This is a genomic window from Tessaracoccus sp. OS52 (genome assembly GCF_020687685.1).
Classification (GTDB): domain Bacteria; phylum Actinomycetota; class Actinomycetes; order Propionibacteriales; family Propionibacteriaceae; genus Arachnia.
On record NZ_JAJEWM010000001.1, the window covers coordinates 601,667 to 626,278 of the forward strand.

Annotated in this window: 23 protein-coding genes; 14 read left to right on the forward strand and 9 right to left on the reverse strand. The window is 69.6% G+C overall.

Features of this window, described 5'->3' with window-relative positions:
- Positions 1-44: 44 nt before the first annotated feature.
- Complete coding sequence (locus tag LKO27_RS02715) at positions 45-1,817, reverse strand: biotin carboxylase N-terminal domain-containing protein (RefSeq protein ID WP_227735354.1); 1,773 nt, start codon at positions 1,815-1,817, stop codon at positions 45-47.
- Positions 1,818-1,885: 68 nt separating this feature from the next.
- On the opposite strand from LKO27_RS02715, the gene LKO27_RS02720 reads away from it, so the two are divergent.
- Positions 1,886-2,401 carry an NUDIX domain-containing protein gene (locus LKO27_RS02720; protein WP_227735355.1) on the forward strand — a complete coding sequence of 172 codons (516 nt, stop codon included), beginning with the start codon at positions 1,886-1,888 and terminating at the stop codon, positions 2,399-2,401.
- Positions 2,398-2,814, forward strand: coding sequence for a hypothetical protein (locus tag LKO27_RS02725; RefSeq protein WP_227735356.1), 417 nt, complete (start codon positions 2,398-2,400; stop codon positions 2,812-2,814). Before LKO27_RS02720 ends, LKO27_RS02725 begins: the two co-directional genes overlap by 4 nt.
- Here the strand turns inward: LKO27_RS02725 and LKO27_RS02730 are convergent.
- From LKO27_RS02730 to LKO27_RS02750, 5 genes are all read right to left on the reverse strand, one after another.
- Positions 2,722-3,762 carry a DivIVA domain-containing protein gene (locus LKO27_RS02730; protein ID WP_227735357.1) on the reverse strand — a complete coding sequence of 347 codons (1,041 nt, stop codon included), beginning with the start codon at positions 3,760-3,762 and terminating at the stop codon, positions 2,722-2,724. The two genes, LKO27_RS02725 and LKO27_RS02730, sit on opposite strands and share 93 nt — an antisense overlap.
- A 7-nt stretch (positions 3,763-3,769) precedes the next feature.
- Complete coding sequence (locus tag LKO27_RS02735; RefSeq protein WP_227735358.1) at positions 3,770-5,221, reverse strand: hypothetical protein; 1,452 nt, start codon at positions 5,219-5,221, stop codon at positions 3,770-3,772.
- 134 nt (positions 5,222-5,355) lie between these two features.
- Complete coding sequence (locus LKO27_RS02740) at positions 5,356-5,976, reverse strand: nucleoside triphosphate pyrophosphatase (protein WP_227735359.1); 621 nt, start codon at positions 5,974-5,976, stop codon at positions 5,356-5,358.
- The gene (locus LKO27_RS02745) at positions 5,973-6,191 is read right to left on the reverse strand and encodes an acyl-CoA carboxylase subunit epsilon (RefSeq protein WP_227735360.1); all 219 of its coding nucleotides are present in this window, start codon (positions 6,189-6,191) and stop codon (positions 5,973-5,975) included. Before LKO27_RS02745 ends, LKO27_RS02740 begins: the two co-directional genes overlap by 4 nt.
- Complete coding sequence (locus LKO27_RS02750) at positions 6,188-7,762, reverse strand: acyl-CoA carboxylase subunit beta (protein WP_227735361.1); 1,575 nt, start codon at positions 7,760-7,762, stop codon at positions 6,188-6,190. Before LKO27_RS02750 ends, LKO27_RS02745 begins: the two co-directional genes overlap by 4 nt.
- 41 nt (positions 7,763-7,803) lie before the next feature.
- Here LKO27_RS02750 and LKO27_RS02755 point away from each other — a divergent pair, with 41 nt between their 5' ends.
- The 4 genes from LKO27_RS02755 to purE all read left to right on the forward strand — a co-directional run bounded on the left by LKO27_RS02755 (position 7,804) and on the right by purE (position 10,908).
- On the forward strand, positions 7,804-8,592 hold the full coding sequence (locus LKO27_RS02755; protein ID WP_227737193.1) for a biotin--[acetyl-CoA-carboxylase] ligase: 789 nt from the start codon (positions 7,804-7,806) through the stop codon (positions 8,590-8,592).
- 133 nt (positions 8,593-8,725) lie between these two features.
- Positions 8,726-9,238 (forward strand): PH domain-containing protein, encoded by a 513-nt coding sequence (locus LKO27_RS02760; RefSeq protein ID WP_227735362.1) that lies wholly within the window; start codon positions 8,726-8,728, stop codon positions 9,236-9,238.
- Positions 9,239-9,254: 16 nt separating this feature from the next.
- Positions 9,255-10,412, forward strand: a complete 1,158-nt coding sequence (locus LKO27_RS02765; protein WP_227735363.1) for a 5-(carboxyamino)imidazole ribonucleotide synthase — start codon at positions 9,255-9,257, stop codon at positions 10,410-10,412.
- Positions 10,405-10,908 carry a 5-(carboxyamino)imidazole ribonucleotide mutase gene (gene purE / locus LKO27_RS02770; RefSeq protein ID WP_227735364.1) on the forward strand — a complete coding sequence of 168 codons (504 nt, stop codon included), beginning with the start codon at positions 10,405-10,407 and terminating at the stop codon, positions 10,906-10,908. Before LKO27_RS02765 ends, purE begins: the two co-directional genes overlap by 8 nt.
- A gap of 67 nt (positions 10,909-10,975) precedes the next feature.
- On the opposite strand, the gene LKO27_RS02775 is transcribed toward purE, so the two are convergent.
- Together LKO27_RS02775 and LKO27_RS02780 are read right to left on the reverse strand one after the other, a co-directional pair.
- Positions 10,976-12,586, reverse strand: coding sequence for a DUF3352 domain-containing protein (locus LKO27_RS02775; RefSeq protein ID WP_227735365.1), 1,611 nt, complete (start codon positions 12,584-12,586; stop codon positions 10,976-10,978).
- Between the two features lie 71 nt (positions 12,587-12,657).
- Complete coding sequence (locus tag LKO27_RS02780; RefSeq protein ID WP_227735366.1) at positions 12,658-13,857, reverse strand: LCP family protein; 1,200 nt, start codon at positions 13,855-13,857, stop codon at positions 12,658-12,660.
- Positions 13,858-13,990: 133 nt separating this feature from the next.
- Here LKO27_RS02780 and LKO27_RS02785 point away from each other — a divergent pair, with 133 nt between their 5' ends.
- On the forward strand, positions 13,991-15,529 hold the full coding sequence (locus LKO27_RS02785) for an LCP family protein (RefSeq protein WP_227735367.1): 1,539 nt from the start codon (positions 13,991-13,993) through the stop codon (positions 15,527-15,529).
- Between the two features lie 9 nt (positions 15,530-15,538).
- Complete coding sequence (locus LKO27_RS02790; RefSeq protein ID WP_227735368.1) at positions 15,539-16,522, forward strand: glycosyltransferase family 2 protein; 984 nt, start codon at positions 15,539-15,541, stop codon at positions 16,520-16,522.
- Here LKO27_RS02790 and LKO27_RS02795 read toward each other — a convergent pair.
- Positions 16,519-17,181, reverse strand: a complete 663-nt coding sequence (locus tag LKO27_RS02795) for a TIGR03089 family protein (protein WP_227735369.1) — start codon at positions 17,179-17,181, stop codon at positions 16,519-16,521. The two genes, LKO27_RS02790 and LKO27_RS02795, sit on opposite strands and share 4 nt — an antisense overlap.
- 62 nt (positions 17,182-17,243) lie before the next feature.
- Here LKO27_RS02795 and LKO27_RS02800 point away from each other — a divergent pair, with 62 nt between their 5' ends.
- The 6 genes from LKO27_RS02800 (at position 17,244) to LKO27_RS02825 (ending at position 24,605) form a co-directional block, all read left to right on the forward strand.
- Positions 17,244-18,320 (forward strand): mannose-1-phosphate guanylyltransferase, encoded by a 1,077-nt coding sequence (locus tag LKO27_RS02800; RefSeq protein WP_227735370.1) that lies wholly within the window; start codon positions 17,244-17,246, stop codon positions 18,318-18,320.
- A 22-nt stretch (positions 18,321-18,342) separates the two neighbouring features.
- Entirely contained in the window at positions 18,343-19,059 is a 717-nt protein-coding gene (locus LKO27_RS02805; RefSeq protein ID WP_227735371.1) for a hypothetical protein, read from the forward strand.
- A gap of 139 nt (positions 19,060-19,198) precedes the next feature.
- Positions 19,199-19,456 carry a WhiB family transcriptional regulator gene (locus LKO27_RS02810; protein WP_227735372.1) on the forward strand — a complete coding sequence of 86 codons (258 nt, stop codon included), beginning with the start codon at positions 19,199-19,201 and terminating at the stop codon, positions 19,454-19,456.
- 59 nt (positions 19,457-19,515) lie between these two features.
- Entirely contained in the window at positions 19,516-22,551 is a 3,036-nt protein-coding gene (locus tag LKO27_RS02815) for a glycosyltransferase family 2 protein (protein ID WP_227735373.1), read from the forward strand.
- On the forward strand, positions 22,548-23,843 hold the full coding sequence (locus LKO27_RS02820) for a DUF5719 family protein (RefSeq protein WP_227735374.1): 1,296 nt from the start codon (positions 22,548-22,550) through the stop codon (positions 23,841-23,843). Before LKO27_RS02815 ends, LKO27_RS02820 begins: the two co-directional genes overlap by 4 nt.
- Positions 23,844-23,858: 15 nt before the next feature.
- Positions 23,859-24,605, forward strand: coding sequence for a DUF554 domain-containing protein (locus LKO27_RS02825; RefSeq protein WP_227735375.1), 747 nt, complete (start codon positions 23,859-23,861; stop codon positions 24,603-24,605).
- Positions 24,606-24,612: the final 7 nt, after the last annotated feature.

Here is a 24,612-nt window from a genome sequence, read left to right on the forward strand (position 1 = left end):
CACTGGGGCTTCCAGCGTACTCCCGGGGTCAAAGGTGCTTCCGGTCAGGCGTCGACTATCTCGCACAGCACCATCCCTGCGGACACGCTCTGACCCGGCTCGATCGCGAGTGAGCGCACGATGCCGCCGCGGTGGGCGTTCAACGGCTGCTCCATCTTCATGGCCTCGATGACCGCCACCGGCTGGCCCGCCTCGATGAGGGCACCTTCCACTGCGACGACCTTCACAATCGTTCCCTGCATCGGTGCGGAGAGGGCATTGCCGCTCGGGGCGGAGACCTTCGCGCCACCCCGGCTGCGCCTGGTCGGCTTCCTCGGGGTCCTGGCGGCGGTGGGCCGGGCGCCGAACCCGGCGGGCAGCTTGACCTCCATGCGCCTGCCGTTGACCTCGACGGCGATGACCTCGCGCTCGCCTGCGTCCTCCGCGTCGCCCAGGATGCCGGCGTAGGGAGGGATCTCGCCGGTGAACTCGGTTTCGATCCACCGGGTGTGGACGGCGAAGACGCCGTCGGCGGCGGTGAAGGCCGGCTCGGTCAGGACTGCCCTGTGGAAGGGCAGCACCGTCGGCATGCCTTCCACCTGCAGTTCGCCGAGCGCCCTGCGGGAGCGGGCGAGAGCCTGTTCCCGGTCCGCGCCCGTCACGATCACCTTGGCCACCAGCGAGTCGAACGCGCCGGGCACCGTCATCCCGGCGTGGTAGCCCTCGTCAACCCGCACGCCAGGCCCCGACGGCGGATGCCACTTCACCAGCGTTCCCGGCGCCGGCATGAAGTTGCGCCCCGCGTCCTCGGCGTTGATGCGGAACTCGATGGAGTGGCCCCTCGGTTCGGGGTCGTCGTACCCGAGTTCGTCACCCTCCGCGATTCGGAACATCTCACGCACGAGGTCGATGCCGGTCACCTCCTCGGAGACCGGGTGCTCGACCTGGAGCCGGGTGTTCACCTCCAGGAAAGAGATGGTCCCGTCGGTGCCGACGAGGAACTCACAGGTCCCGGCGCCGACGTAGCCCGCCTCGCGCAGGATGGCCTTGCTGGAGGAGCGGAGCAACTCGTTCTGCTCCGCCGTCAGGAACGGCGCGGGTGCTTCCTCCACGAGCTTCTGGTGGCGGCGCTGCAGGGAGCAGTCCCGCGTGGAGACCACCACGACGTTGCCGTGGGAGTCGGCCAGGCACTGGGTCTCCACGTGGCGTGGCTTGTCCAGGTAGCGCTCGACGAAGCACTCACCGCGGCCGAAGGCCGTGACGGCCTCGCGGGTGGCCGAGTCGAACAGTTCGGGGATCTCGTTCATGGTCCGGGCCACCTTGAGGCCGCGGCCACCGCCACCGAAGGCCGCCTTGATGGCAACCGGGAGCCCGTGCTCCCTCGCGAACGCGACCACCTCGTCGGCACCCGAGACCGGGTCCGCGGTGCCCGGCACCTGGGGCGCTCCGACGCGCTGCGCGATGTGGCGGGCCCGGACCTTGTCACCGAGTGATTCGATGGCCACCGGGGGAGGACCGATCCAGATCAGGCCGGCATCGATCACCGCCTGTGCGAACTGAGCGTTCTCCGCCAGGAAGCCGTAGCCGGGGTGCACCGCATCGGCGCCGGATCGTTCGGCGATCTCCAGGAGCTTGGTGATGTTGAGGTAGGTATCGGCAGGGGTGGCGCCGCCCAGCGAGAAGGCCTCGTCAGCCAGCTTGACGAACAGCGACTCGGCGTCGGAGTCGGCGTAGATCGTCACCGAGGAGATCCCGGCGTCCCGGGCAGCGCGGATCACGCGGACCGCGATCTCCCCGCGGTTGGCGACAAGAACCTTCGAGATGGCGACGTTGCCCACCGGTTGCTCCTCGGTATTGGTGTCCTGATCGGGAGTCTAGCGGCCGCCCTGCCGGTAGCGTTCGGTGCATGCCCATCCCGGATTTCATCGCCGAGCTCAGGTCCCGCATCGGTACCGCACCTCTGTGGCTGGCCGGAGCCGCCGCCGTCATCCTGCGCGACGGGCCGGCAGGGCCTGAGGTGTTGCTGGTGCGCCGCTCGGACACGGGGGAGTGGTCACTGGTTTCCGGGATCGTCGACCCGGGTGAACACCCCGTGGACACGCTGGTGCGGGAAGCCACGGAGGAGGCGGGGGTGGAGATCGAGGTGGAGCAACTGCTGTGGCTCACCGTCGGTGATCCCATCACCTACCCCAACGGCGACCAGTGCCAGTTCCTGGACCACGGCTTCCTGGCGAGATGGGTATCCGGGGAGGCGGTGGTGGGCGACGACGAGTCGACGGCGGTGGGTTGGTTCCCGGTCGACTCGCTCCCGTCGCCGGGGCGGGCCGAACTCGAGTCCCGGGTTCGCGCTGCCGTCGAGCCCGTCGACGGCGTCCGCTTCCACCTGGGGGCTTCACCCGGGTCGGTAGAGTCTCGGGTGTGATTCGTCGGATCGTCGCTGCCCTCGCATGTGTCCTGTTGGTCGGCTGCGCCGCCGCTCAGGAGCCCGTTCCCGAACCGTCGTCACAGCCTGCCGGCACGCGCGCCCCGATGCCCGACGGTGCTGTGGCGATCCAGAGCTTCGGCTTCAAGCACGCGCCTGAGGGATTCCCGGTGCCGGCGTCGTCGGTGGTGGCGGACCGGGTGGACCAGACCAACGCGATCGCGGTGGTTTTCACGGCCCCTTCCGGTCTGGAACTGGCGTCCTTCTTCCGCTCGGCCCTGCCCGCCGACGGTTGGGACATCACCGCCGACGGCCAGAACTCACTGCTCTTCGAGCGAGGCGAGTTCCGCGGCGCCTTCACCGTCACCGGCCAGCTCGCCGCTCTCAGCATCCGCTCCGACGGCCAGTCCTGACTCCTCCTCCACGACCTGCGGGTCCACTGCGGCGGCCACCGCACCTCCGCTCAGCGTGGTCAGCATCTGCCGGACGTTGGTCAGTTGTTCGGTGATCGAATCGCGCCGGGCCGCCAGGGCCTGGAGTTCCCGCTCGGAGTCCCTGCGGACGCGCTCGGCGTGGATGCGGGCGGCGTCGAGCAGCTGCTGGGCCTCTGCGGAGGCGCGCTCGCGCTCGGCGTCGGCGTCGGCCTGGGCCTGCCGGAGCACCAGGACGGCTTCCTCCTCCGCGGCCTCCAGCTTCTCCGAGGCCGCGGCCAGTGCGCGCTCCTGGTTGGCCAGTTGTGTGGAGAACTCCGTGCTGGACTTCTCCCGACGGGTGGCCAGTGTCTTCTCGAAGTCCGCCGCGGCTGCAGCCGCGGCCGCGCGCTGCTGCTCGTAGACGGCCTCTGCCTCGCGACGTCGGGCCGACGACTCGCGGTCCGCGTGGTCGAGCAGGTCGTCGGCTTCCCGGCGGGCCTGTTCCAGGATCCGGGCGGCTTCCGCGTCGGCCCGGGAGCGTGCCTCGATGGCGTGGTTGTCGGCGGCTGTCCGGATCCGCTCCGCGTCGGTGCGGGCGTCGGCGATGAGGCTCTGTGACTCCGCCGTCGCCCGGCTCCGGAGTTCGTCGGCCTCTTCGTCCGCGAGCGTCAGGATCTGGCTGATCCGCGGGCCCAGGTCGGTGTAGCTGAGGGCACCCCTCGAGGACTCGAGCTGAGCGAGCTGTTGCTGCAGCGAAGCGATCTCCTCGCGCAGGGAAGCCGACTCGGCAGACGACTGCTCCAGCGCAGCCTGCAGCCGGTTGACCTCAACGGTCTTCTCGGCGGACTCCTGCAGGGTCGCCGAGTGGGTCTGGCGCATCCGACGCAGGGTTTCGTCCACCTGCGCCGGGTCGTAGCCGCGTCGAACGCTGTTGAAGGAATCGGTCATCGCTCTCTCAGTCCTCAGTTCTGTCGGTTCCACCGGGGACGGCCAGCGCCTCGATCACCCCGGAAAGCTTGCCCAGCTGGGCCGTGATTTCGGCCTTGCGCCTGGTGAGGAGCTCGATCTCGCTTCGAGCCTCCTCCAGCCGCTCCCGCGCCTGGGCACGGATCTCATCCGCCTCGGTACGGGCCTTGCGGACCAGCGCCGTCGCGGCCTCCCGGTCCTCCTTGAGGCGCTCGTAGTGGTCCCCGTGCAGCGCCTTGAGTTCCGCCAGGCTTTGTTCGCGGAGGCTGCGGGCCTCCTCGCGTGCGGATGCCAGCACGCGCTCGGCCCGATCCCGGGCCTCCTCGGCGTCGAGGGTGGCCTCCTGCAGCAACCGTTGCGACTCCTCGTGCGCGCTGTCGCGCACCCGCTTGGCCTCGGAATCGGCTGCGGCCTGGAGGGCCCGTGCCTTCTCCTCGGCCTCCGCGACGGTGGCACGAGACTCGGCCTCGCGGACCGAGAGTTCATGCCTGCGGGCGGCGGTGAAGGCGTCGAGCTCTGCTCGTGCGCGCTCCCTGACCTCTGCAAGTTCTGCGGCGACCGCTCTGCGCTGTGCGTCCAGTTCCGCGCTGACTCCCGCACGCAGGTCCGCCATCGTCTGTTCGATCCAGTGCAGTTGCGCATTCGCCTGGGCGAGGATCTCGCCGGCCTCGGCCGTGGCGCGGTCAAGCAACTCCTCCCGCTCCCGGGCAGCCTCGGCGACGCTCCGCTGCGCCGTCTCCACCTCGTGGGCACGCCACTCGACGGTGTCGACGCGCAACTGTTCGACGTCGGCCCTGGCGGTCTCCCGGACCTGCTCCGCATCGGTCTGTGCGGCCTCCCGGTGAGCCGCGGCCTGGGCCTCGGCCTCGGCCGACCTGGCGGCCAGCTCCTCCGCAGTCCGGCGCTGCCGTTCGGCGAGCTCCTGCTCCACCTGTGCGCGCACGGCAGCCAGTTCCTGGTGCTGGCTCTCAGCTTGGGACTGGGCTTGGGCCACGATTGCGGCTGCTTGTTCATGCGCTCGCCGCAGGATGGTCTCGGCGTCGGTCTGGCTGGTGGTGCGTAGCGTCTCGCAGGTCTGTTCGGCCTCGGCGACGAGCCGTGCCGCGGCCACCCCAGCCTCCTGCATGGTTTCCCGAGCTTCGAGGTCCGCCGCTTCGACACGCTTCCTGGCGGCGTCCCTCAGGGACGTGAGCTCCGCGCGGGCCGCGGCGTTGGCGGTGGCGAGGTCGGCTGCCTCGGCTTTCGCCGCCGCATGCTCGCGGAGGATGGCGTCCACCTCCTCGCGGGCCTCGGAACGCAACTGGTCGGCCATCTTCTGTGCGCGGTCGAGGATGGCGGTCGCCTTGCTCCCGACCTCACCCAGGGGACTGTGAGGGGTTCGACCCACGCCGGCTGCCTTTGCGATCTCGGAGGTCTGGGCGGCATCCGTGTGACGATTCATCGAATCCCTCCCGGAAGCTGCCGATACGTGGACAGTCTCTCATGGATCGGGCGCAGGGCAACCCTCGCGAGCATTCGACCGGATCGGTTGGACCGGGGTCAGGAGCTCTCGGACTGATAGGCGACCGACCCGTCTCAGTGGCTGACGGCGTCTTCCCGCCACAGCGTGTGCCACAGGATCCCCAGGTCCAGCAGGATCTGGCGCACCAAGGGAAGGGAGATGCCCACGACGTTGTGCGGGTCGCCCTCGATGCCGGTGATGAACGCGCCGCCCAGTCCGTCGATCGTGAAGGCGCCTGCCACCCACTGGGGCTCGGTGCTCTGGGCGTAGGCCTCGATCTCCTCGTCGGTGATGTCGGCGAACTTCACGACGGTACTGCCGATCCGCTGGGCGGCCAGTTCCTGGTCTCCGCGCCGCACCCAGACGTGGTGGCCGGTGTGGAGCACGCCCTGGCGACCACGCATCCGACGCCACTGCTCGGCCGCGCTGGCAGCCGTCCCCGGTTTGCCGCGGGGCCTGCCGTCGAACTCGAGGACGGAGTCGCAGGCCACGAGGATGGCGTCACCGTGGACGCGGTGGAGCACGGAGGTGGCCTTGGCCTCGGCGAGGGTCATCGCGAGCCGGGCGGGGTCGGGGTCGGTGACCTGGCTCTCGTCGAAGCTGGACACCATCACCTCGGGGTCGAGCCCTGCCTGCCGCAGGAGTCGGAGGCGGCCGGGTGAGCGGGAAGCGAGGATGAATCGGGGCGTGGTCATGGCTTCCTGGAGGTGGTCCGCCACGCGTCGCGACCATAGACCAGCGGCGCCCGGACGGTTCGGTAATAGGACTTCCAACCGCCGGCAAGGGGCCGGTCGTCGGCGGGCTGCAATCTTGCTTCGCGCTCCCTGGCCCGCAGGACGGCCAGCACGGCGGTGACCTCCTCCTCGGACGCGGAGGTGGCCGAGAACTCGTAGTCCGCTGAGCCGTTCACAGTGGGATGTTCCCATGCTTCTTGGGCGGCAGCTGTTCCCGCTTGGTACGCAGCAGTCGCAGCGCGCGGATGACCTGGGCGCGGGTCTCGTGTGGGTAGATCACCTGGTCCACGTAACCGCGCTCGGCCGCGAGGTACGGGTTGGCGAGTTCCTCGTCGTACTCCGTCACGAGCCGTTGGCGGAGGGCCTCCGGGTCTTCGGCGGCGGAAAGGGCCTTGCGATGCAGGACGTTCACAGCCCCCTGCGCGCCCATCACGGCGATCTGGGCCGTGGGCCAGGCGAAGTTGATGTCGGCACCCAGGTGCTTGGAGCCCATCACCACGTACGCGCCGCCGTAGGCCTTGCGGGTGATCACCGTCAGCAGGGGGACCGTTGCCTCAGCGTAGGCATAGATCAGTTTGGCACCGCGTCGGATGATGCCTTGGTGCTCCTGGCCCACACCCGGGAGGAAACCGGGCACGTCGACGAACGTGAGGACGGGGATGTTGAACGCGTCGCAGGTGCGCACGAAACGGGCGGCCTTCTCCGAGGCGTCGATGTCCAGGCAGCCGGCGAACACCAGCGGCTGGTTGGCGACGATCCCGATGGCCCGGCCCTCGATCCGGCCGAATCCTACGATCACGTTCCCCGCGAAGAGCTCCGAGACCTCCAGGAACTCGTCGTCGTCCAGGACGCAGCGAATCACCTCACGCATGTCGTAGGGCTGGTTGGCGCCGTCGGGGATGAGGGAGTCCAGGAACCGGTCGTGGTCGGTGATGGTCAGGTCCACCTCGTCGGCGTCGTAGACGGGCGGATCCTCCAGGTTGTTCTGCGGCAGGTAGCTGATCAACTCGCGCACGTACTCCAGGGCGTCGGACTCGTCGGCGGCCAGGTAGTGGGAGTTGCCGGACCTGGTGCTGTGGGTCCGTCCACCGCCCAGTTCCTCCATCGAGACGTCCTCGCCAGTGACGGTCTTGATCACCTCCGGTCCGGTGATGAACATCTGCGAGGTCTGGTCAACCATCACCACGAAGTCGGTCAGCGCGGGGGAGTACACGTGGCCGCCGGCCGCAGGCCCCATGATCAGCGAGATCTGCGGTATCACGCCGGAGGCGCGGGTGTTGCGTCGGAAGATCTCGCCGTAGAGCGCCAGCGACACGACCCCCTCCTGGATCCGGGCCCCGCCGCCCTCGTTGATCCCGATCAGCGGCACGCCCGTCTTGAGCGCGAAATCGATGATCTTGACGATCTTCTCCCCATAGACCTGGCCCAGGGCACCGCCGAAGATGGTGACGTCCTGACTGAACACGCACACGGGGCGCCCGTGGATGGCGCCGGTGCCGGTGACGACGCCGTCGCCGTAGGGCCTCCTGGCCTCCATGCCGAACCCGGTGGAGCGGTGCCGGGCGAATTCGTCGAACTCTGCGAAGCTGTCCTCGTCCAACAGCGCAAGGATCCGCTCCCTCGCGGTCATCTTGCCCTTCGCGTGCTGCTTCTCGACGGCCGCGGCCGAACCTGCATGGACGGCTTCGTCGATGCGTCGACCGAGATCTGCGAGCTTGCCCGCGGTCTTGTGGATGTCGATCTCCATGCTGGGAACACTATCGTCCTGCCCGTTAGGGTGGCCCGGTGATGGAGAACCAACCCGACGCAGGTGTCATCGCCGACGCGCTCGAGCCCGGCACGCTCTGGCGCGAGATCGAGACGGTGGCCACGACCGGCTCCACCAACGCCGACGTCGCGGCGCGGGCCGCAGCGGGTGCAGCCGAGGGCCTGGTGCTGGTCGCCTCCGAACAGACCGGTGGCCGTGGGCGGCGCGACCGGACCTGGGCCAGCCCCGCCGGCAAGTCGGTCTCCATCTCCCTGCTGCTCCAGCCCGGTCCTGACCTGCCCCGCTGGGGCTGGCTGTCGCTGCTCGCCGGCCTCGCGGTCTCCGGTGCGTTGTCCGAGTTGGTTCCCGACCCCCAACGGGTCGAGTTGAAGTGGCCCAACGACGTCCTCATCTCCGGGCGGAAGTTGTGCGGGATCCTCTCGGAGCGCATCGAGCACAGCAGCGGGGCGCGAGCGGTCGTCGGCATCGGCGTGAACCTCACTCTGGAGCAGGAGGACCTGCCCGTGCCGACGGCGACCTCGCTGCGCCTGGAGGGTGCCGAGGTCGATCCCAGCCAGCTCGTCGCGGCGATCCTGCGGCACTTCGAGTCCCGGTACCGACGCTGGCAGGAGACCGGGCAGCTGCGCGCCGAGTACGAGGCCAGGTGCGCGTCGATTGGCGCGGAGCTGGAGGTCATCGTCGACGAGCGGCACACCACCAAGGGCCGCGGCCATGGCGTCGATGAGTTCGGGAGGCTGCTGGTGGCCACGTCCGCGGGCATCTCGGCCTTCGCGGCCGGCGACGTCGTGCACGCCCGCCTTGGGACTTGATCACCAGCCTCGTTGGCCAGGCCGCCAGACGAACCTGCCCGCCTCCCGCGCCAAGCTCCGTGAGGAGTTTGCCGAGGGTCGCCACGAGGACAAGACCGCCTGAGCAGGGCCCGCGTGTGCGAGACTCGACTCCATGGCACTCAGCAAGGCAAGCCTCGGGCGCGACGAGCGCATCGTGCACTCGTCGCGCACGCACGCCAAGGTGCTCTTCCTGCCGGCGGCGGCGCTGGTGGTGTTCACGGCAGCGCTGGGGATCGGCATCGCCGCGACGCCGCCGTCGTGGCAGCCCTGGGGGACCTGGATGGTGGTGGCCCTCTACGTCGTACTCATCGGCTGGGTGGTGATCGCTCCCTTCGTCCGTTGGCTGACCTCCACCTACACCATCACCGACCACCGGGTCGCCACCCGCAAGGGCGTGCTGAACAAGACCGGACACGACCTGCCGCTGCGACGGATCAACAACGTGAACACCGAACGAAGCCTCTCGGACCGGATCCTCGGGTGCGGCACGCTGGTACTCGAAACCGCCGCGGGCAAGCCGTTGGTGTTGCCCGATGTGCCGCAGGTGGAGAAGGTGCACCTCATGATCAACGAGCTCCTGTTCGCCCACGGGGACGTCGGCGAGAGCCTCACCTCCGACGAGTGACGGTACGCTCGTCGCCGTGGAACGGTATCGCGTAGGCATAATCGGTGGCGGCCAGCTGGCACGCATGATGCAGCAGGCTGCGATCAGCCTCGGCATCGACGTCGCGCTCCTGTCGGAGGCGCAGGGCAACTCCGCTGCCCAGGTGATTCCGAACACCATGGTGGCCGACCACGACGACCTGGCCGACCTGCGCGCCTTCGTCGAGGGCCTGGATGTCATCACCTTCGATCACGAGCACGTCCCCACCCGGCATCTGCACGAACTGGAGTCGCGGGTGGCGGTCCGTCCCGGCCCCGACGCGCTGGCCCATGCGCAGGACAAGGCCCTCATGCGGCAACGCCTGAGCGCGACGGGCGTGCCCTGCCCCACGTTCGCGATCTGCGAGACCGAGGCTGACCTCGTCGCCTTCGGAGACCGCATCGGCTGGCCCGTCATCGCCAAGACCTCCCGCGGCGGCTATGACGGCAAGGGCGTCTTCAAGGTCGACGGTCCGGAGCAGGCCGCCGAGCCCTTCGCGGGCAAGAAGGAAACCTCAGCAGGCGAGCGGGTCGTGATCGTCGCCGAGGAGTTCATCGACTTCACCCGCGAACTCTCGGCCATCGTCGTGCGCTCCCCGTCCGGGCAGGCCGTCGCCTACCCGATCAGCGAGACCACCCAGCGCAACGGCGTCTGCGTCGAGACCATCACGCCCGCGCCCGGACTCCCGGCGGAGCAGGCCGCCTCACTGCAACAACTGGCGCTGCGGATCGCAGGTGAACTCGGGGTGGTCGGCATCCTGGCGGTCGAGTTGATGGCGGCCCGCGACGGCCGCGTCGTGGTCAACGAACTCGCCATGCGGCCCCACAACACCGGTCACTGGAGCATCGACGGCGCGCGCACCAGCCAGTTCGAGAACCACATCCGCGCCGTGCTCGACCTGCCTCTCGGCTCCCCGGAACTCCGGTCCCCCCACGTGGTCATGACCAACGTGCTCGGCGGGACCGAGACCGACCTGACGGGCGCGCTGCTGCACGTGTTCGCCCGCGACCGCGAGATCCGCGTCCACCTTTACGGCAAGCCGGTCACCCCGGGCCGCAAGGTGGGGCATGTCACAGCCTGCTCCGACAACCTCGACGACGCGCTGCGCCGCGCCCGGCACGCCGCCGGTTACCTGATGGGAGACCCCAATGCCTGAGAACCCGCAGGTCTCGATCGTCATGGGCTCCGACTCCGACTGGCCGACGATGGCGGCTGCGGGAGCGGCGCTGGACGAGTTCGGCATCGGCTGGGAGGCCGACGTCGTCTCGGCGCACCGCATGCCCGACGAGATGGTTTCCTTTGGCCGCGGCGCCCACGCGCGCGGAGTGCGGGTGATCATCGCGGGGGCCGGGGGAGCGGCCCACCTGCCAGGGATGCTCGCCGCACTGACCCCCCTTCCTGTGATCGGGGTGCCTGTGGCGCTGAAGCACCTCGATGGCATGGACTCGCTGCTTTCGATAGTCCAGATGCCCGCCGGGGTTCCCGTCGCCACGGTCTCCATCGGCAACGCCCGAAACGCCGGCCTGCTGGCCGTGCGGATCCTGGCTGCGTCCGACCCGGCGCTCATCGAGAAGATGGTGGCCTTCCAGTCCTCGCTGCGGGACGCGGCCCACGCCAAGGGGGAAGCCGTTCGTTCGGCGTCGGGGCGCTGAGCTCCCGCAGAACCAACGATCAGGGGCCCGACGGCGAACCGTCGGGCCCCTGCGCATGTGCAACCGTCTACCTGGTGCCGACCCGCAGGAAGATCTCCGTGTAGCCGTCGCCCACCGTGCCGCCGGACATCCCGACGCCGCTGATGGGCGCCAGGCTTTGTGCCTGTGGGCTGCCGCTCAGGCCGAGGGACTCGCTGGCCAGAATTGCGGGCAGGTCCACCCAGACCGCAGTCTGGGCGTCGCCCGTGCTGGCCGTCAGCTCGTCGAACTCCTCTTTGTCGCCAAGGCGTTCGGACGGGTTGGACAGTTCTTCGGGACGCATTCCGTAGGTGGTGTACACGGTGTTCCCGTCGGTGCTGTGCTGGACGCCTGGGACACCCAGGGCCTGAGCCAAGGTCTGCATGATCTGCTGGTGCCCGGCAGGATCATCGGTCTTCACCTTGATGCCGACGCGGGGCTCGGAACCCTCCCAACCGACGCTGGCCGCGAACTGGCTGCCCAGCAGGGTCCTGAGGTCCTCCTCCGATTCCACGCCGAACATTGACCCCATCTCCGGGCTCTCGCGAAGCGTCGGTGCCAGTTGTTCCCAGAGCAGGTTCACGGCCTCGTCGCTGAAGGCGTAGCCGAGAGCGCCCAGGCCTGCGGCAGGTAGCGAACGCACGAACTCGGCGTCGAGCTCGGAGTCTCCGGCGCTCTGGCTGGACCAGGACACTGCCCTCATGACGGCCGTGCCGTCCTCGATCCTGAGGCCCGCGGCCCCGTGGACCGAGAGGTCGGCGGTCTGGATGCCGGTGTCGGTCTCGGACTGGTCCATTGCTGCCTGCACGAGGCCCTCTGACATCCAGCCGGTGGCGAGGTACCCGCCGCCGAGCTTGGCCATGTCAGCCTTGTACTCCTCGTTGTCGGCCACCGGCGAAGCCTTGATCGCGTCGATGTCAGCGGGTGTGTCGCGCTCGGAGATGATCATCAGCTCGTCGATGAACCCGACGGCCGAGTCCTGCAGCTCCGACTCGGCGAAGGAACGGGCGGCCTCGGTGTCGGTCACCTGCACCGCGACCACGTAGTCGGGAGTCTGGACGTCACCAGTCAGGGCCAGAGCAGCGGAATCCCCCAGCCACGGTTTGATCTGCGTGTCGTAGTCGGGTTTGTCCTGGTCGTCGGGGATCAAGTTCCACAGTGCCAACTTGTAGTCGTCGCCGACGTCGGTCACATCACCGGCCAGGTCCGGGAACTTGCTCGCGAAGTCCTTGACGGCGAGCTTGTCCGCGGCTGACGGGTTGAGGTTCAGTTCGATCACGGCGAGCGCGTCCCCGGGAAGGCCGTTGGCCGCCACCGGTGTGGAACCGCGAAGCAATGACACCGCCAGGAAACCGCCACCTGCCACCAGGGCGAGGGCCACCACTGCCGCCACGATGAGCGGGGTCTTCGACTTCCTGACGGGAACCTCAGCCTGATGCGGATACCCCTGGAACTGCTGCGGATACCCCTGGAACTGCTGCTGGGCGTACTGCTGTTGCGGGTTGGGCCGGTAGCCCTGCTGATAGGCCTGGTGCGCGTACTGCTGATGGGGATCCTGCTGTTGCTGGTGGGGGTGAGGCTGGCCCTGCGGCTGTTGGAAGGACCCCTCCGGGCCCTGGGGAAGGTAGGGGCCGTTGCCCGGCCGCTGGTTCTCGCTCACAAAGTCTCCCTCGTACGACCTGGATGAGAAACCAGCGTATCCGCTGCGAAGGTCAGCGAAATGTGGTTGGATCAGCGCTCGAATTTCTCCAGGTCACTGGTGTCGCCCTCCTGGATGGCCGCGAAGAGTTCAGAACTCGCGGCTTCGTCCCAGATCACCGCGGAGCCGGCGTCGGTGCTGGCGTTGTCGCTTGCCACGGGGACGGTGAGGCTGAGACCGGAGCCCAGGGCCGTGCTGAAGAAGCCCCTCCCGATGGTGAACACCTGGCCCAGCCCCGTTTCGTCGCCGCGACCCACCGAGCCCGACACCGCCATGTTCAGGTTCCAGTAGGTCACCGGGTTGAGCAGGTGGATCGGGCTCATGGCCTTCGAGACGACAGTGCCGATCACTTCGCGCTGGCGTTCGATCCGACCCAGGTCGCCCCGAGGGTCGGCCTTGCGCATCCGGACATAGCCGAGCGCGGTGACGCCGTCGATGGTCTGGCAGCCCGCCTCGAGGTCGAGGTGGGAGTCCTTGTCCTGGATGGGCGCCTCCGGGCAGACCTCGATGCCGCCGAGCGCGTCGACCGTGTCCACCAGCCCCAGCATGCCGATCTCCAGGTAGCCATCCACCCGGATTCCCGTGCTGCTCTCTACCGTCTGGACCAGCAGTTCCGGCCCACCCAGGGCGTAGGCGGCGTTCAGCTTGTTGTTGCCGTGGCCCGGGATGCTGACGTAGGAGTCGCGAGGCAGGGAGATGAGGGCCGAGCGTCCCGACGGCGGGGTGTAGAGCAGCATCATCGTGTCGGTCCGGCGGCCCTCCGCCGAACCGGTGCCCAGCCGGCTGCGCTCCTCGGCGGTGAGTCCGTCCCGGCCGTCGGAGCCGACGAGCAGCACCGCGCTGCCCGGCTGCTCGGCAGGGCGCTCGCCGTCAGGGGAGGCGTCGACCACAGTCCCCAGGATCCACGCGTACAACGGGGTGCCGATCATGAAGGCCAGCCAGGCCACCAGCAGCAACCCGATCGTGTTGCGGACGGGGTGGCGACGACGACGCTTGCGGCCCCGGCCCTTCAGAGGCGGAGCGGCGGGCGGCGGCACGGTCCTCGAAGCCGCTGCCGGGCGGATGGGGGCGCCCTGGTACCTGCCCGGTTCAGGGCGTTGCCGGGGTCGGTCCACCGGATCGGGGTTCATGCGCGCCAACTCCTCGGCGGTGAAGACGCGCGTCTCCTCCGGCTCTGCGTCGCTGCGTCGGTAGAGCCAGTTGATGTCTTCGTTGGACCGGTTGTCGTTCATGTTCCTCCTGCCGGCCACCAAGGCTACCGTCGGGGAGGGCGCCATCGAATCGGGTGGTTCCCCGGCGCGCCCCCCACACCGAATCGTGCGCAGGAGGCAGGCTCTTGGAAGTCCCAACCCCTGAGGAGTACCCGTGAGCGTCGCCGAAGCACGACTGCGGAACCGGCGTGCCGTGGGCCTGGTCGCAATGTCGGCGCTGTTGCCCGGGTCCGCGCAGTTCGTCGCGGGCAACCGCACACTTGGGCGCTGGATCATGCGGGTCTGGCTGGCCCTGCTCGCAGCGGTGCTGGTGATCGGGCTCGGACTGCTGGTCCTGCGTGGTCCGACGGTGGGGTTCCTCCTGAGCCCGGCGCTCGCGCCGTCGCTGAAGGTCGGTGCCTGGGCCCTGTTCGCCGTGTGGGTCCTGCTCCTCATCGACGCGTGGCGCCTGGCCCACCCGCCCCGGCTGTCGCGCAACAACCGGCTGCTGCTCACCTTGTCGTGCTTCTCCCTCGTGGTGGCGGCGGGCTTCGGCACGAACCTGATGGCGAGCGCCTTCACGGCCGTCTCGAACGTCTCCGACGTGTTCCAGGGCGGCGGCGACACGGAAGAGAAGGCCGGCCGCTACAACGTGCTGCTCCTCGGGGTGGATGCGGCGCGGGGCCGCGACGGCATCCGTCCGGACTCGATCAACGTCGCCTCGGTGGATGCCCGGACCGGCCGCACCGTGATCTTCGGCCTCCCGCGGAACCTGCAGGGCGTACCGTTCCCCGAGTCCTCGCCTCTGAAGGAGCTGTACCCCGACGGATACCGGTGCGAGGACGGCACCTGCATGATCAACGGCGTGCACACCCTCGGGGAGGAGCACGCCGACCTCTACCCGGGTCAGGACGCCGGCCTGGCCGCCACCTCGGAGGTGGTCTCGGAGACCCTGGGTCTGGAGATCAACTACTACGCGATGGTGGACATGGGTGGCTTCCAGTCGCTGGTCGAGGCGATGGGTGGCATCCGGCTGGACAGCAATCGTCGGATCCCCATCGGCGGGGGTGGATCGTCGGTCAGCGGATACATCGAGCCGGGTGAGGGCATCTTCCTCGACGGCTACCACGCGCTGTGGTACGCAAGATCCCGCCACGACTCGAGTGACTACGAACGCATGGTCAGGCAGAAGTGCGTGATGTCAGCCATGGCCAAGCAGCTGGATCCGGGGCTGGTGGCGACCCAGTTCCTCGAACTGTCGGAAGCGGGCAAGAACATCCTGCGCACCGACGTCGGCGCCGGTCACGTCGCGGAACTGGCCGAGCTGGCCCTGCGCGCCCAGGCGCTCGACATCGAGTCCGTGGACATGGCACCGCCGCTCATCGTCACCGCGGACCCGGACTTCGGGCTGATCCGCGCCACCGTGGCGGACGCCATTGCCGCTGCCGAGGCGCTCGACGAAGGCGTGGGTCCCGATGGGTCACCCAGCCCTGAGGCCGACGAACCCGCCCCCACCGAGTCGCCGGCTTCCCAGACGCCGTCGCAGGATGCCAGCGAGCAGTCCGAGGAGAGCCTCACCGGCTCCGATTCCGACGAACCGCTTGCGGCCGAAGCGGAGGCAACCACGGACGCGCACACCGATGAAGCCGACGAAGCCGCCGAAACCGAGGACGCGGCCACCGGCGAATCGACGTGGATCTGCCGCGTCAGCTAGCTTGAGGCCATGGTGGATCAGCCCGGCGTGAGCGTGGTCATGCCCATTCGCAACGAGGAACGGCACCTGGCCCGGGCCGTGGAACGTGTCCTCCACCAGGACTATGCCGGCGACCTCGAAGTGGTGCTCAGCGTCGGCCCCAGCCAGGACAGGACCTGGGAGGTGGCCACGCGTCTGGCGGCGTCCGAGCCGCACGTTCGGGTGGTGGAGAACCCCACCGGCCTGACACCGGCGGGCCTCAACATCGCGATCGCCGCGGCCAGCCACGACATCCTCGTGCGCGTCGACGGCCATGGGGAACTGAGCGAGGGCTACATCGCCAGGGCGGTCAAGCTCCTGGAGGAGACCGGTGCCGCGAACGTCGGCGGGCGGATGGACGCCCGGGGGGAGACGCCGTTCGAGGAGGCCGTGGCAGCCGCCTACAACTCCCGCCTGGGCTTGGGTGGCGGCGGCTTCCACCTCGCGGACACTCCAGCCGGGCCTGCCCCGACGGTGTTCCTCGGCGCCTTCCGAAGGGCGCCGCTGGCGGAGATCGGCGGCTTCGACGAGACCATGCACCGGGCCCAGGACTGGGAGCTCAACTATCGTCTTCGGCAGGCCGGCCACGTCGTCTGGTTCTCGCCCGACCTGACGGTGCTCTACCGGCCGCGGTCTTCGCTCAGGGCGCTGGCCCGTCAGTTCTGGACCACCGGGCAGTGGCGTCGCGAGGTGGCTCGCCGTCACCCCGAGACCCTCAACCTCCGCTACCTCGCACCACCGGTGGCGGTTGCGGGACTCGCGGTCGGGCTGGTCGGCGGCCTGCTGGGTCTGGTCGTGCGAAACCGTTGGCTGGGCGCGCTTCTGCTGGCGCCAGCTGTCTACCTTGTCTTCCTGGTGGTGGCCACGGCCGCGATGAAGGACGTGAGCCCGGCTGGTCGCCTTCGGCTGCCCGTGGTGCTCGCCACCATGCACGTCTGCTGGGGGGCCGGATTCCTCCGTGGCCCCGGGCGCTAGGAGATCCTCTCCTCGCGCCGGACGCGATCGATGAAGTCCGCGTCGCCACCGGTGACCACGACGCTGGAACCGCCACCCAGTAGCGGCGCCACGAGCAACTGGCTGACGGTCTCCCACCCCGGGGGCGGGTCCACGAACAGGCCCCGGGTACTGCGAGGTTCCACCGTCGCCATCGAGGCGAACGTGACGTCGGGTTCGAAGGCCACCTGCGCGGGCGAGGTCGCCTCGGCATGGTGGACGTCGGGTTCGGAGAGGACCTCGGCGTAGTCGACGCAGTTCGCCGGAACCTCCTCGAAGGCGAGCCCCAGCGGGTGCAGCGAGCAGGCCACGGTCTGGGTTCGGAAGGCGAACGCATCGGGACCGGCCACGACCAGGGCGACGTCGTCACCGTCGTGGGTCACGGTGCAGGCCCGTTGCCAGCAGGCGGCGATCCAGACCGCCGTCACCCAGTGGCCCGGGTGCGTCCTCGCCAGTTCGACCCTGACCGACTCACCCGGCTCCACCCCGAGGGTGTCCAGGAAGTTGCAGGTCTTGTCCACCCAGTTGGCGAACGTCACCGCCGAGAGCTCGATGCGGGAACCCGCCGCCGCGTCGTAATGGGTCAACAAGGGGTTGCCGGGGGAGGAGTCGACCCGCCGACGGAGCGCTGGAATGGCCATTGCCCGATCGTAGTGGGGATCGTCATCACCACGTGCCGGGAGGGTTTGGATACCTTAGGCCAATGCGTTACGTCGTGATCATGGCCGGTGGGTCCGGCACCAGGCTGTGGCCCCTGTCGAGGCAGGGCACGCCAAAGCAGCTGCTCGAGATCTTCGATGGCGCGAGCCTGCTCCGGCTCGCCTACGAGCGGCTGGCCGGGCTGGTGCCCGACGAGCGCATCCTGACCTGCACGTCCCGCGCCTACGCCGACGTGGTGGCAGCGCAGTTGCCCGAACTCCCGAGCGAGAACATCCTCGGCGAGCCGGTGGGCAGGGACTCGCTCAACGCCGTGGCCTGGTCTGCCGCCGTGCTGGCGGACCGGGACCCGGAGGCCGTGGTGGCCATGCTGACCGCGGACCAGTTGATCTCGCCTGTGGATGAGTTCCAGCGCAGCCTCTCCCAGGCCTTCGAGGTGGTGGACGCGGACCCGTTGGCGCTGGTGACGCTCGGGGTGGTCCCCACCTCCGCCCACACCGGCTACGGCTATCTCCATCGCGCGGAGGAACTGCCGGGCTTCGACGGAGTGTTCCGGCTGTCGGCGTTCAAGGAGAAGCCGGAGCGCGCCGTCGCCGAGGAGTACCTCGCCAGTGGTGAGTACTGGTGGAACGCGGGCATGTTCGTCTGGCGGGCCTCAACCCTGCTCGGGCAGCTCGACGTGCTGCTGCCCGACACCGCGGCGAAGGTGCGACGCATCGTCGAGGATCCCGGGTGCCTCGATGAGGTCTTCCCGACCCTGGCGAAGACCTCGGTGGACTACGCGGTCATGGAGCCGGTCTCCCAGGGGCGCACGGACGCGTCCGTGGTGGCGGTCGGCCTCGACGTCACCTGGCGCGACGTCGGCGGATACCTGAGCCTCGCCGAGGAATTCACCACCGACGAGCAAGGCAACCGACTCGACGGCAGGACCGCCAGCCTGGACTCTTCGGGATGCATCGTGATCAACACCGTCGAGGACCATCTGGTGGCGACGCTCGGACTGCGGGATGCGCTGGTGGTGCACACCGCGGACGCCACCCTGGTGGCCCCGCTGGGGGAGACCGAGCGCGTCAAGTTGCTGGTGGAGCTGGTGCGGACCACCCATGGTGCAGAATTTTCCTGATCCGGACCAGGGAGGCTTGCCGATGAGCGGGGATTCGAGGTTGCTCGGGAATGCGCAACGGGCGCTGCCGCTGGTGCTCCTGACCCTCGGGGTAATCGAGTTGGGCGCCGTGCTCGGCTCGGTCGTCGTCGGCGCCGAGCCGCCGGACCCCGCAGCCGTCGCCGGGCCGGGTGCCTTCGTTCCCGTCACGTTGGCTGTGGTCTTCGCGACGCTGTTGCGCGCCAACCGCAGCGCCCTCCCCGTGAAGGCCGTCACGGCCGTCGGTGCCGCATCCTTCGCGCTGGTCCGGATCGGCTTGGTGGCCATCACGGCGGCCGGCGGCGCGGCGACCGGCATCGAGGAGGTGCTGGGGGCGGTCTCAGGCGTGGTCCTCGGGCTGACCATTGCGGCATGGGCAGCGGTCGAGTCCCACACTGCCCGGGTCAGGGTCCGGGCGGTCCACTCCCAGCATCAGGTGGTGCCCGTCCCGCCACCGACGCAGCCGGTGACCGCCACCGGAGCGGGTGCGCAACCTGCCTCGCCCGCACCGCACCCGTCGCCCGCAACCGCTCGGCCGGCGGCGCCCAGACCGTTGCAGGTCCGCAGCGTCCAACCGTTGTCCCAGGTCACCCCTCCCTCGCGGGGCGCTCCGTTCCGCGGGGTGGCCGCCGTCGCCTGGCAGCGGGGCTCCACGCCTTGGCCGCGCAAGGACGAGGACGATCCGGACGGAACATTGTTGCGTCCGCCGCGGCGTCGCTGACCAAGTCAACCCAACACGCCGATGACGTTGGGCGAATCGCCGAATCCGCTTGACGTGGGGGAATGACAAGTGTGTAATTCACTCAACGGCGAACGACCCACAGCGTCCTCGCCACCCGATCCCCGAAGGGAGGCAGCAAATGGAGGACATCTTTTCGATCGTTGGGGAGGATGAGGGCGCGTTCGCATGGCAGGAACAGGCCCTGTGTGCACAGACGGACCCCGAGGCGTTCTTCCCGGAGAAGGGGGGATCCACCCGGGAGGCCAAGCGGGTCTGCCAGGGCTGCACCGTCAAGACCGAGTGCCTGGAATACGCGCTGGCAAATGATGAACGGTTCGGTATCTGGGGTGGTCTCTCAGAGAGGGAACGCCGCAAGCTCAAGCGCGCAGCCGTCTGAGGTCAGCCGGCTTGCGTCGGCTATCGTCGTCACGAGCGAATCGACGATGGGAGCAGAGCTTGTCCGGCGAAGACCAACCGGTGGGTGGCCTCGCGGACTTGTGGTCCTGGGCCGATGAGGACGATGCCGTCCTCGAACACCCGGCCGTGGCCCCCGCCCTCGTCACAGCCGTCATGGTCGTACACAACGCAGAGGACTGGTTACCCGCTCAACTGCTGAGCCTCGCCCGGCTCGACCCCCGCCCCGGGCGCATCATCGCCGTCGACAACGGCTCCACGGACGGGTCCAGGGTCCTGCTCGAGGCCGCCCTCGCCGAAGGCGTGTTGCACGAGTTCACCGACGGTGACGCCGCCTTCGGCTTCGGGCAGGCGGTCGACGTCGCGCTCGGGGCCTCGCAGCCGGAATGGCTCTGGCTGCTCCACGACGACTCCGCACCCAGACCGGACGCCTTGCAGCAGCTCCTGCGGGGCCTGCAGCTGACGGGCGCCGAGATCCTGGTGCCCAAGCTCCTGCAGCCGAAGCGCCGTAACTACCCCGAGACGCTCGCGGAGATCGGGCAGAGCATCAGCCGCAGCGGACGGCGCGTGCTCAGCGTCGAGGAGGGCGACATCGACCAGCAGCAGGAGGAACCGCAGCGCGTTCTGGGCGGCTCCACCGCGGGCCTGCTGGTGGCCGGCGACCTCTGGCGCGAGCTGGGGGGACTCTCACCGGAGCTCCCGCTCCATCGCGACGGAGTGGATCTCGGGTGGCGCGCCGCAGACGCGGGACACCTTGTCATGACGTGGCCCGACGCGGCGCTGACGCACCGCCAGTCCGGTCGGCTCGGTGAGCGTCAGTCGGCCCTCGGGCGCAACGCCCACGAGGTGGACCGACTGGCGGCCATGCGCGTGGTGGCCGCCCGTGGGGGCCAGCCGGCCTCCCCGGCGGGTCTCGTGGCGGGCAGTTGGCTGCGCGCCCTCGGCTTCCTGCTCCTGAAGTCCCCCAGTCGTGCGGCCGCCGAGGTCAGGGCCGCCGCCATCCTCTCCTCGACTGCCGCCGCGACGGCGTCGCTGCGGGAGCGCTCGGTGCCGGCCGAGGATGCGGAGTTCGCCGAGGTGCTGCCGGATCGCTTCTGGGGCATCCGGCACGCCTTCGACCGCCTCGGCAACGCGGTCGCCGAACGCTATCGGGACGCGACCACGTCCGAGGGCGACACTGGGATCGACGAACTTACGGGGGACGACTTCGCCGGTTCCGGCCGTCGGGTGCGGCGCATCACCTCGCCCGTGCTCGTCATGGTCGCCGTCCTGCTGCTGGCCGGGGTGCTGGCCGGTCGCACGCTGCTTGGTTCCGGACCGGTCGCCGGTGGCGGTCTGCTGGCTGCCCCCACTGGCCTCGCCGAGGCGTGGTCGGCATTCCTGACCCCCCTGAACGGCGTCCCGGGGGGCACGGCTCCCTGGCTCGGCTTCAACGCGTTCCTCTCGACCTTCGCGTTCGGCAGCCCGGCGTGGTTCACCTTCGCGGCGCTCCTGCTGGTGCCCCTGGCGGCGGCGGTAGCTGCACACTTGTTCCTCAAGGAGGTCGGCGCCGCCCGGAGCGTCTCAGCGCTGGGCGGGGCGCTCTGGGCGGGTGCGGTCATACTGCTCGGGATCGTCACCGCCGGTGACATGTCCGGGATGGTGCTCAGCGTCGCCGGCCCCCTGCTCGCCCGCAGCGTCCACCGCGGTGTCACCAGCACCGCCGCCGGTGCCGAGCGCCTGCGTGGGCCCGCCGGGACCGCTTTCTGGCTGCTCGCCGTCGCTGCGGCCTGGCCGATCGCCCTGGTGCTGGCGAGCATCGTCGGACTGGTCTGGCTGTTCCGGGACCGGCGTCGCTGGGCGGAGTTGTTCGTCGCCGTCGGCATCCCGTGGCTGTTCCTGCTGCCCTGGGTTCCCACCCTGCTGCGCTGGCCCGGCCGCATCCTGACGGGGGCGGACCCGCTCGCCTGGCCCGCGTATCCTCCGGCGTCGTCGGCCACCCTGGCGGGGCGGATCCTGCCCTCGGGACTGCCGCTTTGGGCCAACATCGTCTTCTTCTGCGTGCTTGCCGTGGCGGCACTGGTGGCGCTGGTCCGGGCGGAGACCTCCCGGGACAGGTTGCTCGCCGCGATGGGCGTCGGGTTCCCGTTGCTGGTCGGGGTGGTTCTTTCCCGGCTCTCGCTGCAAGTCAACGGTGGCCAGTCCAGGGCGCTGCTGTCGGGCTGGTCCCTGCTGGTGGTCGCCGCCGCGCTGGCGCCGGTGCTCACCCCGTTCGTCCGGCAGGGCAGGGAGCTGACGATGTCGCGCCTCGCGCGGGTGGGAGGTGCGGTCCTGGCCCTGACCGCTCTGCTGGCGGTCGGCGTGTGGGGGTGGTACGGCTTCCGTGGGCCGGTGCAGCCCTCGCCTTCGCAACTGCCCGGTTACGTCCGCGACGTCATCGACTCCCCTCGTGACACCCGGGCTCTCATGATCGAACTCACCAGCGAAGGGTCGCTCGCCTGGAACGTGGTGGACCAGGCGCAGCCCAGGTGGGGCGCCGGCGAGCGCAATCCCGCCGGAACCTTCGCCCCCCAGTTCGCCGGACTCGTGCAGGCGTTCAGCGGGGGAGACGCGCCCGAGGACCTCGCCGAGCAGCTCAGCTCACTGGGCGTCGGACACGTCTGGATGAGGGGCTTCGACGCGGACAGACTGGCCGCCATCGGCAACGCGGCTGGTCTTTCCAGGGCGGCTGCGGACGAGGACACGGTCGTCTGGACGGTACTCGGGCTGGTCAGCCGCGCGCAGCTGATCGACGACGGCCTCAGCGCTCCTCTGGCCGACGGCGTCGTGCCGGCCGGCAGCGGCACTCGATACGTGTTGCTGGCTGAGGAGGCCGACGCGCGTTGGCGGGCCAGCGTCGGGGGTACCGAGCTGGTGATGTCCCCGCAGCGGCCGGCCGTCACCTTCGAGGTGCCCGAGGGTGTGCAGGGGGAACTCGAGTACTCGCTCAGACCGGCGTGGGGCTGGGTCGCCTGGCAGCTCGTGGTGCTGGGCGGGATCCTGATCCTCGCACTGCCGACGCTCGCCGGGGGCACCGAGGCAAGGAGGGGGAGCCAATGATCCGCAGAGTGCTGGAGACTGCGGGCCTCGTCCTGGTGCTCGTGGCGATGGTGCTGGCCATCACGTCCCTGACCCCGGCCGCGCTGCCACGCGTGACCCGGGTCACCCCACCACAGGACAACAAGTCGGTGTGCCTGCCCGCCGGAGGAACCGGGGCGTTGTTCGCGGCAGAGGCCGACACCGTGGCAGAGCTGGGCAAGCCACCGTCGGCAGCTCTGGACTCCGTTGTCCTGGGGGACCAGACAGAGCCCGTCGTGCTGACCGGCACGGGATCACCGATCGGCGGATACCTGAATGCGATCGGCGCCACCAGATCCTGGACGCCCTGCTCCCCGGCGGTGGCGAGCGGCCTGCTGGTGGTGCCCTCCGCGGCCGACACCGAACTGCTCATCGTGAACTCGGACCAGAGCGAGGCGGCGGTCGACCTGACCCTGCTGGGCGCAGACGGGGAGATCGAGGCACTCGGGTCCCGGGGCATCGCCGTTGCGGCCAACTCCAGCCGCGTGATCGCGCTGTCGGTGCTGACTGATGCGCCCGGTCCGGTGGGGGTTGGATACACCGCAAGCCGGGGGCGGGCAACCATCATCGCCAGGACCGCCACCACCACCGCGCTCGACTCGGCGGTTGCCTCCAAGCCCGCCACCGAGCAGGTGATCGCCGGCATCCCTGCCGGAGCGGGGAACGCGACCATACTGCTGGCCAACCCCAACGATGAACGCGCCTCGGTGGAGGTGGCCGCGCTGGGCGCTACCGCCACCTACACGCCGGCGGGCGGCGGGGGCATCTCGGTCGCCCCGCACAGCACGGTCGCCGTCGCGCTCGGCGGCTCCTTGGCGGGTGAGGCGACGGCGCTGCGGATCACCTCCGACCTTGAGGTCGGTACGGCCGTGGTGACCGGCCCTGAGCTGCTGGATCCGGCTGGTCCGGTGTCCTCGGAGCAGGCGTTCCTCGCACCGACGGAGGGTGGCACAAGGCTGGCCGCCCTGCTACCCGCGGCCGGGGTGCTGCAGCTGTCATCCGGTGCCGGTGACGTGACCGTGGAGGTGAACCACGTCATCCTGGGTGGCGCCTCGCAGGCGAGCGAGCTCCTGGTCCCCGGGGGACGCACCGTCACGGTGCCGCTGTCCGCCGAGGCACCCCAGGGGCAGTTGATCGAGGTCTCCGCTGGAACCGAGCTGTTCGGTGCCGTCACGTTCGTCGACGGCTCCGGAGTCGCCGTCGCACCGCTGGAGCCCAGCGGTGACGTGGTCGTGGAGCCGCTGGCCGCTGAACTCGATCCATCGCTGAAGTAGGGAAACGGGTCAGAAATGTTCATTGGAATGGGCACCGTCGTGAACACGGTCGCCGTGGTGGTGGGTGCGACGCTGGGCCTGCTCATCGGCAACCGCCTGCCCGAGCGCTCCCGTTCGCTGGTGGTGGACACCCTGGGGCTGGTGACGATAGTGCTGGGGGTGTTCGCGGCGACATCGATGAACAGCGACGCGATCAACGACGCCGTCGGCTCCGGTGCCGGGATGCTTCTGGTCCTGGGCGCCCTCCTGCCCGGTGCCCTCATCGGCTCGGCGCTGCGGCTCGAGGACCGGCTGGACAGCGGGGCGCGCTGGGTCGCCAGGCGGTTCGGGCGGGAGGACGGCCTGCATTTCGTGGAGGGCATCGTCACGCCGACCCTCGTGTTCTGCGTCGGCCCCCTGACCATCCTGGGATCGATTTCCGACGGGCTGGGCCTGGGCGCGCAGCAGTTGATGGTCAAGTCCGTGATGGACGGGTTCGCCTCGATCGCGTTCGCTGCCAGCCTCGGAATCGGCGTGCTGTTCTCGGCCGGCGCGGTTGCGGTGCTGCAGGGCTCGCTGACCCTCGCGGCCTTCGCGCTGGGCGGATTCCTGGACGCCGCCCAGATCGACGTGCTCAACGCCACTGGCGGGATCATCCTCATCGGCCTGGGAATCCGCCTGCTGGACCTCAAGGCGGTGCGCGTGGCGGACCTGCTCCCCGCGCTGGCCCTGGCTCCGGTGGTCACGTGGGCCGTGGCGCAGATCGTCGCCCGCGCCGCCTGAGTTGGCC

What these genes read in the sequence shown, in the direction of transcription:
- LKO27_RS02720 (WP_227735355.1), top strand. Translation starts at nt 1,886, where the DNA reads ATGCCCATCCCGGATTTCATCGCCGAGCTCAGGTCCCGCATCGGTACC.
- LKO27_RS02730 (WP_227735357.1), bottom strand. Translation starts at nt 3,762, where the DNA reads ATGACCGATTCCTTCAACAGCGTTCGACGCGGCTACGACCCGGCGCAG.
- LKO27_RS02735 (WP_227735358.1), bottom strand. Translation starts at nt 5,221, where the DNA reads ATGAATCGTCACACGGATGCCGCCCAGACCTCCGAGATCGCAAAGGCA.
- LKO27_RS02740 (WP_227735359.1), bottom strand. Translation starts at nt 5,976, where the DNA reads ATGACCACGCCCCGATTCATCCTCGCTTCCCGCTCACCCGGCCGCCTC.
- LKO27_RS02750 (WP_227735361.1), bottom strand. Translation starts at nt 7,762, where the DNA reads ATGGAGATCGACATCCACAAGACCGCGGGCAAGCTCGCAGATCTCGGT.
- LKO27_RS02755 (WP_227737193.1), top strand. Translation starts at nt 7,804, where the DNA reads ATGGAGAACCAACCCGACGCAGGTGTCATCGCCGACGCGCTCGAGCCC.
- LKO27_RS02760 (WP_227735362.1), top strand. Translation starts at nt 8,726, where the DNA reads ATGGCACTCAGCAAGGCAAGCCTCGGGCGCGACGAGCGCATCGTGCAC.
- purE (WP_227735364.1), top strand. Translation starts at nt 10,405, where the DNA reads ATGCCTGAGAACCCGCAGGTCTCGATCGTCATGGGCTCCGACTCCGAC.
- LKO27_RS02780 (WP_227735366.1), bottom strand. Translation starts at nt 13,857, where the DNA reads ATGAACGACAACCGGTCCAACGAAGACATCAACTGGCTCTACCGACGC.
- LKO27_RS02790 (WP_227735368.1), top strand. Translation starts at nt 15,539, where the DNA reads ATGGTGGATCAGCCCGGCGTGAGCGTGGTCATGCCCATTCGCAACGAG.
- LKO27_RS02795 (WP_227735369.1), bottom strand. Translation starts at nt 17,181, where the DNA reads ATGGCCATTCCAGCGCTCCGTCGGCGGGTCGACTCCTCCCCCGGCAAC.
- LKO27_RS02800 (WP_227735370.1), top strand. Translation starts at nt 17,244, where the DNA reads ATGCGTTACGTCGTGATCATGGCCGGTGGGTCCGGCACCAGGCTGTGG.
- LKO27_RS02805 (WP_227735371.1), top strand. Translation starts at nt 18,343, where the DNA reads ATGAGCGGGGATTCGAGGTTGCTCGGGAATGCGCAACGGGCGCTGCCG.
- LKO27_RS02810 (WP_227735372.1), top strand. Translation starts at nt 19,199, where the DNA reads ATGGAGGACATCTTTTCGATCGTTGGGGAGGATGAGGGCGCGTTCGCA.
- LKO27_RS02820 (WP_227735374.1), top strand. Translation starts at nt 22,548, where the DNA reads ATGATCCGCAGAGTGCTGGAGACTGCGGGCCTCGTCCTGGTGCTCGTG.
- LKO27_RS02825 (WP_227735375.1), top strand. Translation starts at nt 23,859, where the DNA reads ATGTTCATTGGAATGGGCACCGTCGTGAACACGGTCGCCGTGGTGGTG.